General features: G+C 65.0%; 14 protein-coding genes. 1 reads left to right on the top strand and 13 read right to left on the bottom strand.

Annotated features, from left to right (window positions below; translation table 11 throughout):
* Positions 1–218: 218 nt before the first annotated feature.
* From thpR to folE, 5 genes are read right to left on the bottom strand one after another with little or no spacing between them, the layout of a single operon-like run.
* On the bottom strand, positions 219–818 hold the full coding sequence (gene thpR, locus QME71_07540) for an RNA 2',3'-cyclic phosphodiesterase (protein MDI6858145.1): 600 nt from the start codon (positions 816–818) through the stop codon (positions 219–221).
* Positions 811–1,656, bottom strand: coding sequence for an amidohydrolase family protein (locus QME71_07535; GenBank protein MDI6858144.1), 846 nt, complete (start codon positions 1,654–1,656; stop codon positions 811–813). Before QME71_07535 ends, thpR begins: the two co-directional genes overlap by 8 nt.
* Positions 1,653–2,900: a glycosyltransferase gene (locus tag QME71_07530; protein MDI6858143.1), complete on the bottom strand. Its 1,248-nt coding sequence runs from the start codon at positions 2,898–2,900 to the stop codon at positions 1,653–1,655. The genes QME71_07535 and QME71_07530 overlap by 4 nt, the downstream gene beginning before the upstream one ends.
* A gap of 17 nt (positions 2,901–2,917) precedes the next feature.
* Positions 2,918–3,898: a GNAT family N-acetyltransferase gene (locus QME71_07525; protein ID MDI6858142.1), complete on the bottom strand. Its 981-nt coding sequence runs from the start codon at positions 3,896–3,898 to the stop codon at positions 2,918–2,920.
* Positions 3,899–3,903: 5 nt separating this feature from the next.
* Positions 3,904–4,506: a GTP cyclohydrolase I FolE gene (gene folE, locus QME71_07520; protein ID MDI6858141.1), complete on the bottom strand. Its 603-nt coding sequence runs from the start codon at positions 4,504–4,506 to the stop codon at positions 3,904–3,906.
* A 553-nt stretch (positions 4,507–5,059) separates the two neighbouring features.
* On the opposite strand from folE, the gene QME71_07515 reads away from it, so the two are divergent.
* Positions 5,060–5,266 carry a hypothetical protein gene (locus tag QME71_07515; GenBank protein ID MDI6858140.1) on the top strand — a complete coding sequence of 69 codons (207 nt, stop codon included), beginning with the start codon at positions 5,060–5,062 and terminating at the stop codon, positions 5,264–5,266.
* Positions 5,267–5,478: 212 nt separating this feature from the next.
* Here QME71_07515 and thrC read toward each other — a convergent pair whose 3' ends face one another.
* The 8 genes from thrC to QME71_07475 form a co-directional block, all read right to left on the bottom strand.
* A complete protein-coding gene (thrC, locus tag QME71_07510) occupies positions 5,479–6,597 on the bottom strand; it encodes a threonine synthase (protein MDI6858139.1) in 1,119 nt (372 codons plus the stop codon).
* Positions 6,572–7,582 carry a hypothetical protein gene (locus QME71_07505; GenBank protein MDI6858138.1) on the bottom strand — a complete coding sequence of 337 codons (1,011 nt, stop codon included), beginning with the start codon at positions 7,580–7,582 and terminating at the stop codon, positions 6,572–6,574. Before QME71_07505 ends, thrC begins: the two co-directional genes overlap by 26 nt.
* Positions 7,583–7,593: 11 nt before the next feature.
* Complete coding sequence (locus QME71_07500) at positions 7,594–8,895, bottom strand: homoserine dehydrogenase (GenBank protein ID MDI6858137.1); 1,302 nt, start codon at positions 8,893–8,895, stop codon at positions 7,594–7,596.
* Entirely contained in the window at positions 8,879–9,940 is a 1,062-nt protein-coding gene (locus QME71_07495; protein ID MDI6858136.1) for a peptidylprolyl isomerase, read from the bottom strand. The genes QME71_07500 and QME71_07495 overlap by 17 nt, the downstream gene beginning before the upstream one ends.
* 67 nt (positions 9,941–10,007) lie before the next feature.
* Entirely contained in the window at positions 10,008–10,385 is a 378-nt protein-coding gene (rpsR, locus tag QME71_07490) for a 30S ribosomal protein S18 (protein MDI6858135.1), read from the bottom strand.
* 84 nt (positions 10,386–10,469) lie between these two features.
* On the bottom strand, positions 10,470–10,871 hold the full coding sequence (locus QME71_07485; protein ID MDI6858134.1) for a single-stranded DNA-binding protein: 402 nt from the start codon (positions 10,869–10,871) through the stop codon (positions 10,470–10,472).
* Between the two features lie 67 nt (positions 10,872–10,938).
* Positions 10,939–11,226: a 30S ribosomal protein S6 gene (gene rpsF, locus QME71_07480; GenBank protein ID MDI6858133.1), complete on the bottom strand. Its 288-nt coding sequence runs from the start codon at positions 11,224–11,226 to the stop codon at positions 10,939–10,941.
* 425 nt (positions 11,227–11,651) lie between these two features.
* On the bottom strand, positions 11,652–13,514 hold the full coding sequence (locus tag QME71_07475) for an aldehyde ferredoxin oxidoreductase family protein (GenBank protein MDI6858132.1): 1,863 nt from the start codon (positions 13,512–13,514) through the stop codon (positions 11,652–11,654).
* Positions 13,515–13,698: the final 184 nt, after the last annotated feature.

The raw sequence follows: 13,698 nt of genomic DNA, 5'->3' as shown, positions 1-13,698 counted from the left end.
GGGGGAGTTCCTTCCACTTCCTTCCCGATCCCGATGGTGTTCACAAGGAGAAGTCTAGAGAAGCGCCGTTACGACAGTATTACGCAGGGGTTAAGTTGTGGTTACCCTGGGGGGAAATGTGCATGCTCTTAACCGCGCCCTGAAGGACGCGGCATCACGCGCCGCATACCCGCAGGTGCGATGTGCAACCAGGGCTGACTTGCAGGGGCACCTCCGCGTCAGGCGGCGGCGGGAGGGAACGAGGCGAGGCGCTGGTAGCGCGCGCCTCCCGGCTCGAGGAGGCTCTGCATCAGGCTGACGCTGCGCACGTCGAAGTCCACGGGCGGCGGCGGCCGGTACGATTCGAGCAGTGACGCCAGCCGCAGCCGCTGGTCGACGGTCGCGTGGTCGGGCACGCGGGCGAGCGTCAGGTGAGGCGAGTACGGACGCTTCTCGCGCGGGAAGCCCAGCGGCTCCAGCGCCCGCTCCACCGCGTCGGCGAGCCGCGCCAGCTCCTCCACGTCTCCCTCCAGGCCGACCCACACCACCCGCAGCCGCTGTCTGCCGCCGAAGCTACCCACGGCGCCGAGACGGAGCGAAAGGTGAAAAGGGGCGTCGATGGCGGCGGCAAGCGCGTTCTCGATGGCGCGTCGCTGCGCTTCGGGCACGCTGCCGAGGAACTTAAGCGTGAGGTGGATGCCCTCCGGCCGCACCCATCGCAGCGGCGCGCCGCCCTTCGCCCGCAGCTCGTCCTGCACCTGCGCCAGGGCGTCGCGCGCAGTCTGCGGCAGCTCGCAGGCCACGAATAGCCGCAGATGGCGCTCGCGCTCGTCAGCCATCGCTCAGCCCCAGGAGACGGCGGGCGTTCTCCCCCAGCACGAGACGCTTCTCCTCCTCGCTCAGGCGCCCGGCATCGACCTCGCGGCGGCTGCGCGTCTGGGAGAAGAACGGAAAGTCGCTGCCGAAGAGCACTCGCTCCGCGCCGGCGATATCGACGGCGTGACGGTACACGGAGGCCTCGTACAGAAGGCCGGTGCCCGCGGAGTCGAAGTAGACGTTGGCGAAGTTCGTCCTCGTTCGCGGCATCAGGGCGTAGAAGGGCAGTCCGCCCGCCCAGTGCGCGCCCACCACATTGGCATGGGCAGCCCTTTCCACAAAGCGGTAGAAGGACTCCAGCGAAAGCCCCTTCTTGCCGGGGTACTCGTGGCCCACCGGCTCGCTCACGTGGAAGAGGATGATCAGGCCGTGCTCCGCCGCCGCCGCGACGAGAAGGTCCGCCGGTCCGCCCGGCGAGAGGTCGTACCCCTGATCGTCGGGACGCAACTCGCCCAGCCCACGGGCCCCCGCCTTCGCGCAGCGCTCCACTTCGGCGGCGGCATCGGGCGATGACGGATCGATCATGCAGAAAGGGATCAGGCGCCCGCCACTCTTCGCCGCCTGTTCGAGGATGTAGTCATTCGTGCGATTCAGGGCTTCGGCATCTCGCCAGGCAAAGCTCAGCACGACGGACGCGTCGATGCCCGCGGCGTCCATGCTCCTCAGCAGGTCGGGAGCGGCGCCCATGCGCGCGCGGGGGTCGCTGTAGAGGGCGCGAAACGTGGGGTCGCGCCGCAAATAGTCCTCCCGCTGCGCGCAGATCTTCGGCGGGAAGACGTGCGTGTGGAAGTCGATGATCATACGGCGATGGCCTTGCTTCCCGTCGCCGCCTGCGCCGGTCCGCGCCTGACGTCTGCGTACGCCGTCTCGATGGCGTCGGCGATGTTCCCCCAGCCGAATCTGGCGGCCTCCTGACGGGCAGTGCGTCCCAAACTGCGCCTCAGCGGGCCGTCCGCGAGCAGCGACGTGATGCGCCGCGCAAAGGACTGCGGTGAGCGGCCGGCGATGAGATAGCCGGTCTTGCCGTCTTTTACCGTCTCCCTCAGCCCACCGACGTCGGAGGCAACGACGGGCGTGCCGCATGCCATCGCCTCAAGGGCGACAAGGCCGAAGCTCTCGTGGAACGACGGGACGACGCAGACGTCGGCGGCGTTGTAGAACAGGGGCAGCCGGTCGTGCTCAACGGGGCCGAGGAAGCTGACGCGGCGTCCGAGACCGAGGCTGAGCGCCATGTGCCGGAGACGTTCGATCTCGCCGTTGCCCGTGCCGTCTCCGCCTACGATCAGCACCTGGAAGGGCGGCTCCGGCGCGAGTTCGGCGGCGGCGGAAAGCAACAGCTCGATCCCTTTCGCCGCCTCGATGCGTCCGACGAAAAGGACCAGCTTCTCGCCGTTGAGGCTGAGAGAGCGGCGCGCCGTCTCGGTGTCCATCTGCCGGAACCGCAGCAGGTCGACGCCGCAGGGAATGACGCGGATGCGCCCGGGGTCGGCGCCGTAGCAGTCCTCGAGGGCGCGGCGCTCGTCGTCGCTGGCGCATATCAGGCCGTCCGCCCGCGCCGCAATCAAACGCTCCACCTCTATCCGACAGGGCGGCTCAGGCTCCGCCATGCCCAGCCGCCTCTTCACCTCCCCCAGCGTGTGCGCCATCGCGAGGAGGGGGACGCCCCAGCGCTCTCTCAACGAGAGGCCGACCCAGCCTGAGAGCCAGTAGTGGGCGTGAATCAGGTCGTACTGGAGCCCCTGCGAGACCTGGAAAGCAAGCACATCCCTCTCGAACTCGCCGAGATGACGACAGAGGTTCCGCTTGCCGCCGTCTTCAGGCGGGCCGCTGCGAATGTGAACCACGCGGACGTTAGGGTACGGGTGAAGGACATCGGGGCTGGACCTGTCGGCCCGGCGGGTAAAGATGTCGATGACGTACCCGCGGCGCCCCATTTCGCGGCTCAGCTCGCGCACGTACACGTTCATGCCGCCGGTCTCGCGGCAGCCGGGGGTCGCGAGCGGCGAAGTGTGGGCGCTTATAACCGCTACTCTTAAGGCGTTCATCTTCCCTAATGATAACCTCAAGGCCTCTCGATAAGGCAACGATAGACCTCTACGTCCTTGCCGCCCAGGTCGTACTTGTAGGGCTCAGCGCCGCGAAGGAAGTCGAAGTGCGCGCGTCCCTTCTCGATGGCGCTCCGGACAATGAGGGCCTTGGAGATGAGTCCGGCCGCCAGAGAAGCGAACGCGGGGTCATAACCGCTATTGTAGACGAGAAGCTCCTGCGCGTCCTCGAAGCACAGGGCAGCGGCAACGCGGCGGGCTTCCACCTCCAGCGCGTACAGCGCGACGAGTCCCTCGCCGGCAAGCGCCTCCGCCGCCCGGCGGAAGAAACGTTCCATCTGAGGGGTCATGAACCGCGCCTTGTCCGACTTCATTCTCATGAGCCGGAGGAAATCGTCCATCCCGGCGGCGACCTCGGCCGGGCGGCGGAACGCGACGAGGCGGGCGCCGGGCGCAACGCGCTCGAGCCGCCGCAGCTTGCGTCGCAGCTCATGACGGTGCTTCTTGTCCAGCAGCGCCAGGTAGCCCTCCCATGTCGCCGGCAGGTCCAGTTGCGGGCAGACCGCCTCTTTCTCCACCTCCACCCGAAAGCGAAGCCTGGCCGCGAGCGACGGGAGATGCTGGAGCGTGGGCGAGCCCGCCTTCAGTCCCCGAAAATCGATCTGCGACCAGTCCTCTTCGTACAGCGCGTACAGGAGAACGGAGAGGACCTTTTCCTCGTGGCCCGGCGCGAGCACGAAGTCCATGTAGTCGCAGATATCGGGATCGCCTATAAAGGAGAAGATATCGTTGGACTTGAAAAGAGGCGCCACGCCGAGGAGGGCAGCGTCGTCGCGCACGGTGAGGAAGTAGGCCTCGCCGCCTTCGCCGAACTCTTCCAGCCACAGCTCCTGCCAGGCCGGATGCTGGAACAGGCGGCCCGCCCGTCCGCCGCCGAGAAGCACCCGCCATTCCGCCCGCAACTCGTCGAGGCCCTGGCGGATGACCTCATAGCCCATGGGAATCACCTGCCGCGAACGAGCGCGAGGAACTCCGAGCGCGTAACAGCCCGCCTGCGGAAGGAGCCGCGGACGGCGGAGGTCACGACGCGGCCGCCCGGCTTCTTGACGCCGCGCATGGTCATGCAAAGGTGCTCCGCCTCAATAAGCACCGCAACGCCTTCCGGCTCAAGACACTCCTGAATGCACTCCGCCACCTGTGTCGTCAGGCGCTCCTGCACCTGCGGACGCTTCGCGAAGGCGTCGACCACGCGGGCCAGCTTGCTGATACCGACAACGTGGCCGGCAGGGATATACCCGATGTGGGCAACGCCGTAAAAGGGCAGCAAGTGGTGCTCGCACATGGAGTAGAAGGGGATGTCGCGCACGATCACCATCTCGTCGTGCGCTTCGTCAAGACCGTCCTTGAGGAGCTCTCGCGGGTCGCAGTGGAGACCGGCAAAGACTTCCCGGTACATGCGGGCAATGCGGTCCGGGGTGGCCCTGACGCCGGGCCGCTCAGGATCGTCGCCGATAGCCGCCAGGAGCTCCCTTATGGCGGCGGCTACCCGCTCCCCGTCGATACCCGATCTCGCAGCGACACCCGCGTTCGCAGTCTGGGATTCCATGCAACTGTCCTTTTCAAGTAAAGCGCGCCCGGCGGGCACGTTCTCTATTGATTGTACCAGCTAGCAACGCCGCCGGACAAGAAAAACCGCTTTGCCGGAGGCTGCCCTGCCAGCCCGACAAGACGCGCCCGCGCCTCCGCTTAGCGGGTCGGAAGACTTTCGCGGCCTGCGCCTTCAGACGAAGACGAAGCAGTCGAAGCTGATCTGGAGGGTCGAGACACTGCGCGGCGCGGCGCGAACGCCTCGGGGCCCCGCCGTCGGGCGCCTCGGGCGAGGGCGGGCAGCCGCGTTTGCTCTGCAATCGTGCCCCCTGAACGGGGATAGATTCAGGGTTGTGCGAAATGTCACAGATTGGTCAGAAGAACGTTGGAAAAAGGGCTTGCAATTTCTTGTCAGGAGGCATAAAATCGCGCCATAGCGACGGGCGACACCGGAAATGCTATTCCGAAGTTGCGCGCCGTCCTGGGCAACGCCGGTGGAGCCGAATACGCCGGCAAAGCCCACGCATTAATGGGGCGTGATCTCGCTCAGTTATTTGGAGGGGGGCCAGATCATGACGGAGTGGCGAACCTGCGAGCGGTGCAGGGAGCAGCCCGGCCGTTGGGTCGTGCTGCTGGGCGCGGGAGTGCCCAAGATGGTGTTCTGCGAGAGGTGCCTGCCCTATGAGTGGGGCGAGCGTTCGGAAGACTACGGACCTCTGCAAAACGCCGAGATCGACAAGTTCAACGAGTTGCAGCGTCAGAACGGACTCAGGGCGTAAGACAACGTTTGAGCTCGTCAAGGACAAGCAACGGCGAACGCCCCCGGACTCTGGGCCAGGGAAGTCAGGGACCTCTCTTTAGGGTCGAGGGAATCTGCTGCAAGGGAGAGTGTTGCCCGCGCCGCTAACGTTCCCAGCCGTCGCGACGAAGACCGCATGCCGCCCCGGCAGGCGGTTTTTGCATGCGCCGCAAACGCTCCAGGACGCAGAGGTCAGATCGCTGAGGCGATGACTTCCTCGACAGCCTTCAGATCGGCGGGGACCTTGTGCAACTCGGGCTGGATGCTGACGGCCGTCTCCGGGTCTTTTAGCCCGCTGCCCGTGATGACACAGACCACCGTCCTGTCTCTCAACGACAGGCCTTCGCGGGTCAATTTCAGCAGGCCGGCGACACAGGCGGCGGACGCCGGCTCGCCGAAGATGCCTTCTTCCCGCGCCAGCTTGTAGTACGCGTCCATTATCTCTTCGTCCGTCACCGACTCTATGACCCCCATCGATTCGTCGCGCGCGGCAACGGCGCCCTGCCAGCTTGCTGGGTTGCCGATGCGGATGGCGGTCGCGACCGTCTGGGGGTCATCGACGGGGTGGCCGAGGACGATGGGTGCGGCGCCGGCGGCTTGGAACCCCATCATGCGCGGGCGCCTCTGTGATTCACGGAGCCGGTAGTATTCGGTGAAGCCTTTCCAGTAGGCCGTGATGTTTCCGGCGTTGCCCACAGGGATAAACAGGTAATCGGGCGCGTCGCCCAGCGCGTCGACGATCTCGAAGGCGGCCGTCTTCTGGCCTTCTATGCGATAGGGGTTGAGAGAATTGACGAGTGCAATCGGGTGCTTCTCGGTGACGGCGCGGGCCAGCCGCAGGGCGGCGTCGAAGTTATCGTCGACGGCGATGATGGTGGCGCCGTGGGCAACCGCCTGCGCAAGCTTCCCCTGCGCAATCCGTCCGTAGGGAACGAGGACGAAGGCCTTGAGGCCGCAGTGGGCCGCGTATGCGGAGGCCGAGGCGCTCGTATTGCCGGTAGAAGCGCACATAACGGCCGTGTTTCCCTCTTCCACGGCCTTCGCGGTCGCGACTACCATCCCTCTATCTTTGAACGAGCCGGTGGGATTGCAGGACTCCAGCTTGAAGTAGAGGGCGCCGCATCCGGCCTCCTTTTCGATCCGCTGCGAGCGGACCATGGGGGTGGCTCCCTCGCCCATGTACACCAGGGGCGTGGCATCGGTCAGGGGAAGGTACCGCCGGTAGCGGCGAAGAACGCCGGGGCCGGCGGCCTGGCTGCCGCGGCTTCGAATACGCGGGAATTCGTCACTCTCCGAAAAGATTGAGGGCATACTGTTCCAACTCCTTTATCTCCCGCTCCAAGTCGTCAATCTGGCGGCGTTTCAACTGCTCCTGGCTCTGGGTGAGTCTTAGGAGATAATCGGCAAGTTGCTGGCGGTACTGGTCGAGCCGCTCGCTGAGGGCATCGAGGCGACCCTCATAGCCGTGATGCTTGCCTTCGATGGCGGAAACGAGCCGCTGCTGCTCTTCCACCTGCGCTCTCAGGCCGTCTATCGCCTCGTCGAGCTGCGACGTGCGGGCTTCCAGCCGCTGACGCTGCAGCCGCTGCAGCTCCAGCCCCTCCACGAGAGCGGTGAGGCTCTCCGCCTGTCTTTTCTGCTTGTCTAGTTCGGCTTCCACCCGCCGCGCGACTTCCGCCGCGAGGCGAACGCGCTCACTCTGGCTCTCGTTGGCCCGTACGGCGCCCTCCAGCCCGCTTTCCAGCTCGGCCAACCGCTGCTCCAGGCGATTGGCCGCCTCCGTAGCGCGGCCCGCCCTCGTCTTCAGCTCTTCGATCTCCTGCTCGAGGGTGTTGATCCGCAGCTCGGACTGGGCCGCTGCCTGCTGCTGACGCTGCACCGCGTCTTCGACGCCGGCCTGGCGCTCGAGCGAGGACGCCACCTGCCGCTCGATCAGCTCCACCGACCGCGCGACCTCTGCCCGTTCCTGGCGCGTCTTCTCGATGTCGGCCTGGTGCTGGCGCACCACCTCTTCCACCTGAGCGCGCGCCTTCTCTTGCTCCTCGCGAATTCTGGCGGCGGTTGCCCTCGCTTCGAGCATTCCTTCCTGCACGGAGGCAATAGTCGCGGTCTGGGCGGCAAGTGCGGAAAGGGTCTCGTCGAAGTGGCGCGCCCTGTCTGACAGCTCGGAGAACAGCGCCTGCAACTGCTCAACCTGCTGCTCAAGCCTCGTGAGCTGCGCCCTGACGTTGTGCGCCTCGTCCTGGAGCCATTTGACGGTATCGGGCGCGACCGGCGTCTCTTGCTTCTCGGGCATCCCCAGCAGCCTCAGCCTTCCACCCTTATAAAGCCGCCAACCTCGGTTACCACCTCTAGGGCCGCCGTCTTCTGCAAGGCGACCTGAACGGAACGCTCGCGCGCCTCGTGCGTGGTTATTACGATTTCCGCCGTCTGAGCGGCCTCGTCCGCCTCCTTCTGGATGACGGTCGCGATGGATATGTTGTTGCGCCCCAGCACGCTCGCGATCTGCGCGAGCACTCCCGGCCGGTCGGTCACCGTCATGCGAATGTAGTAGCGGGTGCGAAGCTCGTCCATTGGGCGGACGGACAGTCTTCTGCGCCGCAGCCGGCGTATCGGCTCGTGGCGACCGTTTACGAGGGCATGAGCGGCGTTGACGACATCGGCGACGACGGCGCCCGATGTTGGCAGCGAGCCTGCGCCGGGGCCCTGGAACATGGCGCGGCCGATGAGGTCGCCCTCCACCTGCACCGCGTTCAGCACGCCGTCGACCTTTGCGAGGGGTTCGCCCTCAGGCAGCAGGACAGGATGCACGCGAAGCTGCAGCCTCTCGTCTTCCCGCTTCGCGACGGCCAGCAGCTTGATCGCGTAGCCCATCTCCCCCGCGTAGCGGAAGTCTTTGGAAGTGAGGCGCGATATGCCTTCGCGGTAGATCTGATCGGGCGTGACGCGGACGTGGAAGGCAAGGCCGGCGAGGATGGCCAGCTTGTACGACGCGTCGATCCCTTCGATGTCGTTCGTCGGGTCGGCTTCGGCGTAGCCAAGCGACTGCGCGCGGGCGAGGGCGTCGGCGAAGTCGCGTCCTTCCCGGCTCATCTGCGTCAGAATGTAGTTGGTGGTGCCGTTTATGATTGCGGAGATCGCCGTAATATCGTTGGCAAGGAGGTCGCGCTTCAAGGGGGCGATTATGGGGATGCCGCCGCCGACGCTGCCTTCGTAGAAGATGTCGGCCCGCTTTGTTCTCGCCAGCGAGAGGAGGTCGACGCCGTGCTTGGCCATCACCTCCTTGTTGGCGGTGACGACGTAGCGTCCGGCCTCCAGCGACCGCACGATGTATTGATGGGCAGGCTCTTCGCCGCCCAGCAGTTCGATCACGATATCGAGGTCGGGGTCCGCCAGGAACGCCTCGGCATCGGCGGTCGTGATAGGCCCGAGTGAGAGGGCGCGCGCTTTCGAGGAGTCCTTCTCGAGTACGCGCGCGAGCGACAGGGGGGCGCCGATGCGCTGCGAAAGCATGTCCGCTTTCTCAGTCAGCACACGCGCAACGCCGCTGCCGATGACGCCGAGGCCCATTAACCCGATTTTGACCGGCCGCTCACGGTTGTACGCCACTTAGCCGCGCTCCTTCTTCGCTGGCGATCTGCAACAGATGCTGGATCTGCTCCGTCGTCAGGTAAGTGGTGACGGGGTGCTCTTGGCTGATTTCCGTGCGCCACTCGGCGTAGAGGCGGTCTTCCATCAGGGCGCGTTGATCGGGGGTGACCTCTCTCGCCGCCGCTTTCTCCAGCACCTGGTATATCTCGTATTTCCCGTTCACTTCGAGAGGCTTGCTTGTTTGGCCGGCTTCGAGAGCAAAGAGCACATTCTCGACTTCGGCCGCCACGCCGCCTCGCGCCACCCAGTCCATCTCGCCGCCCTTGTCCTTCGTCGAAGCGTCGAGCGAGAGCTCCGCGGCGAGGGCGGCAAAGTCCTCTCCCGCTCCCAGCCTTTCCAGGACCTTCTGCGCCTCCTCCTCCGTGCCGACTTGGATCACCCTGGCCCTCACCTGGTCGGCGGTTGCCGGCACCTGATCGCGGAAGTACTGTCTCAGCTTCTCATTGCGGAGCTTTGCCGCGATGGCTTCCCGGTACTCATCGGGCTTCAGGCCGCTATCCTGCACCTCTTTTCGATAGGCGGCGGCGAAGGCATCCTTGTCTTCCGCGGGTATGCGCAGTTGCTCCCGCACCTCGGCGTCTATTTCTTCTTCGGAGATCGAGATGCCGAGGGCAGGAGCGCCGATACGCTCCATCTCGGCGTCCAGCACCTGATCGACGGTGTTCTGGAGAGCGGTGTTTGCATCGTAACGCACGGGGTCGGTGGGGGACGCCGTACGGATGACGTAACGAAGATGCCGCTCCAGGTACGCCAGGGAGAACTCGCGCTCACCCGCTGCAAGGACGCGCTCATGCTTGGGCCTGATGTTCGCGTCGTAGTAGCCGTAGGCGCCGAGGCCGAGCACGGCGACGACGACGATAGCCATCATTGCGCCGAGGAAGAGCTGGACTCTTCGCTCCGTCTCCTGGCGACGCGCCGGGGTGGGACGCCGCGCCCGCAGGCGGCGCCTGTCCTGGCGCGAGGGCCTGCCGCCTATGGTAGGCCCGCGGCCGAAGATGCCCATTTCACCCGTCCCCTTCCGTATGCGATGAAGTGAGGGAGAACGTCATGCTCCCGCCCACAGCGAAGAATCAGCCTCGTGCGGTAGGGAAGCCTGAGATACGGATGTGTTCCGCGGTGTAGGGTAAGAGCGCCAGGTGGCGGGCATGCTTTAGGGCCGACGTCAGGCGGCGCTGATGCTTGGCGCAGGTGCCTGTCTTCCGCCGCGGCTCTATCTTACCTCTATCAGAAAGATAGCGGCGGAGCAGATCGACGTTCTTGTACGTGATGTCCTCGACTTTTTCCGCGCAGAAGAAGCAGACCTTCCGGCGGGAAACGTAGCGAGAACGCCTTCTCTCTACCCGCGCGGGCGCTTCTCCTTGCTCTGGGGCTGCTTCTGCGGCCGGAGCCTCCGGGCTTTCCTGCTCGCCGGCCGGTTCCTCGGTTGTCTCTTCCCGACTTTCGTTCACGTCGCTTTATTCACACCTCTCTCCGCAATGCGGTCACTTCCGTACCGTTGATAGTATACCTGCGTAGCCAGATTCGCTGAACCCCTAGTCGAAAGGCAGGTCGTCAGGCTCGGATATTTCGTGCGTCGTCTCCTCTTCGGGCAAGGGCATTCCCTGGGCGCGGTCGAGAAAGAGGACCGTGTTGGCGATGATCTCGGTGCGGAATCGCCGTTGCCCGTCCTGCCCCTCCCAGGAGCGAGTGCGCAGACGCCCTTCCACGTACGCGCGCCGTCCCTTTTGCAGGAACTGGCTGCATGTCTCGGCCAGACGGGCCCACGTGACTACGTTGAACCATTCGGTCTCCTCACGTCGTTCTCCCTCCGGCGATGTGAAAGTGCGGCTGGTAGCGATCCGAAAAGTGGTAACAGGGTTGCCGTTGGCTGTGTAGCGCATTTCGGGCTCTGTTCCGACGTTACCTATTATCATTACCTTGTTGAGCCCCGCCATTTCAAAAGCTCCTTTCGCCAACGCTTTCTACCACGAGAAGACCGCAGGCTTCTTTTGCCCGCGCCCTCTATTCGTCTGATCTGATGAGCAGATGGCGCAGCACCTCCTCAGATAGCCGGAGGCTGGACTCCAATTCGGCAGCCCGAGCGGGGTCCAACCGTATGTGGTTTATGACGTAGTCGCCTTCCGTCCGGCCTTTGATGGGGTATGCCAGCTTCCTCCTGCCCCAGCGATCGACCTCGACCACCTCTCCCCCGCGAACGCTGACAGACTGACCTATCTTGTCGAGCGCCGCGGCAAGCTGCTCTTCCTCGAGTTCGGGGTCGATAACGACAACTAATTCGTACTCACGCAACTAACCACCTCTTTTCTACAAATGGCAGGGATGGTTTCCGGACCAAATTACATATTCTCACAGGAGTGAGGGCGGCGAAATTATAGTCCCCGCAATTGGGCAAGTCAATGACGGCACGACACTGCCCGCGCCCGCTGGCGCTGGTGCGCCGGCCCTACTCCTCGGCAGACGCGGGGCCGCCTCATCGTTCAGAATCCCCGCTTTTTACCGATATTTTACAAGGTTGCTATAGGCGCTAAACACCTGCGCGAGATGATATAGGCGACCTCCTACCAAGGAAACCGCCTCCTACCTGATGCGGGGTTCTGAAGGCGGTGTTGGATTGGCGGAAGGCGGCTCGGCTCCCCCGGCCGTCTTCTGCTTTTCCTGACGATCGCGCGGCCTATCAGGACGCTGCCCCACCACCGTCGCAGACACGCCGCCGTCTAGCCGTAGAGCACGTCCGCGACGTCGGACAGCCCCAGTTCTTCCAGCTTGGCGCGGCTGGGACGGCACGTCTCCTGGTCCCAGTCGCAGGCCTCCAGGAACTCGCGCTGCAACGTCTCGGTATCGAGCGTGATGCCGGCGTGCGGCCCCGCTTCGAGGGGTGGGCTGCCGAATACGCGGCCGGGGACCGCCCGCTGCGCAGGGTTGTTCCCCTCTCGCACTTCGAAGGCCATCCGCAGGTTGCCGATGCGCTCGCCGGTCTGCCTCAGCTCTCCGAGCGTCATGTCCCAGCCCGTAGCGGCGTTTATCCAGTCCGGAATCTGCTCGTTCGGCCCGCAGAACGTGACGAACATGCAGAGCCCGGTGCTGTTGACGACGTGCATGTACTCGGCGGCCGCCTTGTGCAGCACGCCGCGGCCCGCGGCTTGCTCGCGCTCGCTCACGCGCTCGCCCACCTGCCAGGGCCCGCGCAGGCCGCCTTCCCACTGCGTGTGGCGCGCAGGAGTGGGGTCGAGCTTGTAGGTGGTGAAGTAGTCGGGCGTGAGCTTCGGGTCGTGCATCGGCAGCTCCTCGCCGCCGATCTCCATCGCGAACGGAGCCGACGCCGGGCCGATTCGCTGCGCCGCCACGCGGATGCCGTCCGCGAGCACGTCGCCGAACCCTTCCCGCTTGCCTATCTTGTCAAGCATGGCGATTATCCCGTCCGCGTTGCCCCAGCGGAGCTCGATGCCGTCGGTGTCCTCTTTCGTTATCAGGCCGTTTTCGTAGCACTCGATCGCGAAGGCGATGACGGCCCCCGCGGCTATCGTATCGAGGCCGTAAGCGTTGCAGAGGTGGTTGGCGTAGATCAGCGAGTCCATGTCGCCGTTGAGGCACAGGGCGCCGAAGCTGGTGGCCGTCTCGTACTCCGGGCGGTGCGTGTGACGCGGGTAAGGGAACTTCGGGTTGTCGGAGGCCTTGCTCTCGGCGCCGCAGGCCACGGGGCAGCGCCAGCAGGCGTACGTCCGGTCCATCTTGGCGACGAAGTTGGCGCCGCTAAGCTCGGCGCCCTGGGGGAAGTCGACGGAGCCAGCGCCGCCCCAGTTCTTCACGGGCGCATCGCCGGACATCGCCGAGCTGTTGGTGATGCCGGGCGTCCCCATGCTGTGAAAGAACCCGACGAGCGGCTGAATGAAGGCGTCGAGCGCGGCCTTGACCTTCGCCTGCGCTTCTCTGTCGCGCGAGAGTATGCCCGCGCGCGACGAGAGAACGGCGACCGCTTTCACCTTCTTGGCGCCCATCACTGCCCCCAGGCCGCTGCGGGCGGCAACGCGGCCGTACTCGTTGCAGACGCCGGCCATGAGGGAGAGCTTCTCGCCCGCCTGCCCGATACAGGAGACGCTGGTCTTCTTCCCGTGCCGTTCTTTCAGTTTCGCCTCGGCGGTTATGGCGTCGAGGCCCCAGAGATCGGCGGCGTCGCGCAACTCAGCTTTATCGTCGTGAATGAAGAGATAGACCGGCCGCTGGGAGATGCCGCTGAAGAGGACGCCGTCCCAGCCGGCGTTCTTGAGCCAGGGGCCGAAATCGCCGCCGGAGTTGGCGTCGCCCCAGCCGCCGGTCTTCGGCGACTTGCCGACGACCTGGTAGCGGTTGCCGAAGAAGGGGGTGCCGGTGAGGAGACCGGGCATCAGTCCGAGCACGTTGTCGGGGCCGAGAGGATCGGCGCCTTTTGGGATGCGATCGAAGAGGAGGCGCGCACCGAGCCCGTAGCCCCCGAGGTATGTACGGTAGGCCGGAGGCGCAAGGGCTTCCGGCTCGACGCGCTCCTGCGTGAGGTCCACGTTCAGTATCTTGCCGTTAAAGCACACCTCTCCAGAAGCCACGCTTCACCTCCGCTTGGGAAAACCTGAATCACGTACCGATCCCGACTTCGACAATTATATTTGAGCGGGTAACGCCAATCAAACGCACCTTCCCGGCCTTCGCCGATGTGGTATCATCGGATGCGCTGTCTGTGCTCGTTCAGAAACATTGGTGACACCTAGAATGGTGTCACTATGCGATTCA

This window comes from Dehalococcoidia bacterium (assembly GCA_030018455.1).
Classification (GTDB): domain Bacteria; phylum Chloroflexota; class Dehalococcoidia; order DSTF01; family JALHUB01; genus JASEFU01.
Note: the sequence above shows the minus strand (reverse complement) of the source record. Positions and strands in the feature narration are given on the sequence as shown.

Excerpts from the sequence above, each read along its gene's own strand:
- thpR (MDI6858145.1), bottom strand. The coding sequence starts at position 818 with ATGGCTGACGAGCGCGAGCGCCATCTGCGGCTATTCGTGGCCTGCGAG.
- QME71_07535 (MDI6858144.1), bottom strand. The coding sequence starts at position 1,656 with ATGATCATCGACTTCCACACGCACGTCTTCCCGCCGAAGATCTGCGCG.
- QME71_07530 (MDI6858143.1), bottom strand. The coding sequence starts at position 2,900 with ATGAACGCCTTAAGAGTAGCGGTTATAAGCGCCCACACTTCGCCGCTC.
- QME71_07525 (MDI6858142.1), bottom strand. The coding sequence starts at position 3,898 with ATGGGCTATGAGGTCATCCGCCAGGGCCTCGACGAGTTGCGGGCGGAA.
- folE (MDI6858141.1), bottom strand. The coding sequence starts at position 4,506 with ATGGAATCCCAGACTGCGAACGCGGGTGTCGCTGCGAGATCGGGTATC.
- QME71_07515 (MDI6858140.1), top strand. The coding sequence starts at position 5,060 with ATGACGGAGTGGCGAACCTGCGAGCGGTGCAGGGAGCAGCCCGGCCGT.
- thrC (MDI6858139.1), bottom strand. The coding sequence starts at position 6,597 with ATGCCCTCAATCTTTTCGGAGAGTGACGAATTCCCGCGTATTCGAAGC.
- QME71_07505 (MDI6858138.1), bottom strand. The coding sequence starts at position 7,582 with ATGCCCGAGAAGCAAGAGACGCCGGTCGCGCCCGATACCGTCAAATGG.
- QME71_07495 (MDI6858136.1), bottom strand. The coding sequence starts at position 9,940 with ATGGGCATCTTCGGCCGCGGGCCTACCATAGGCGGCAGGCCCTCGCGC.
- QME71_07485 (MDI6858134.1), bottom strand. The coding sequence starts at position 10,871 with ATGGCGGGGCTCAACAAGGTAATGATAATAGGTAACGTCGGAACAGAG.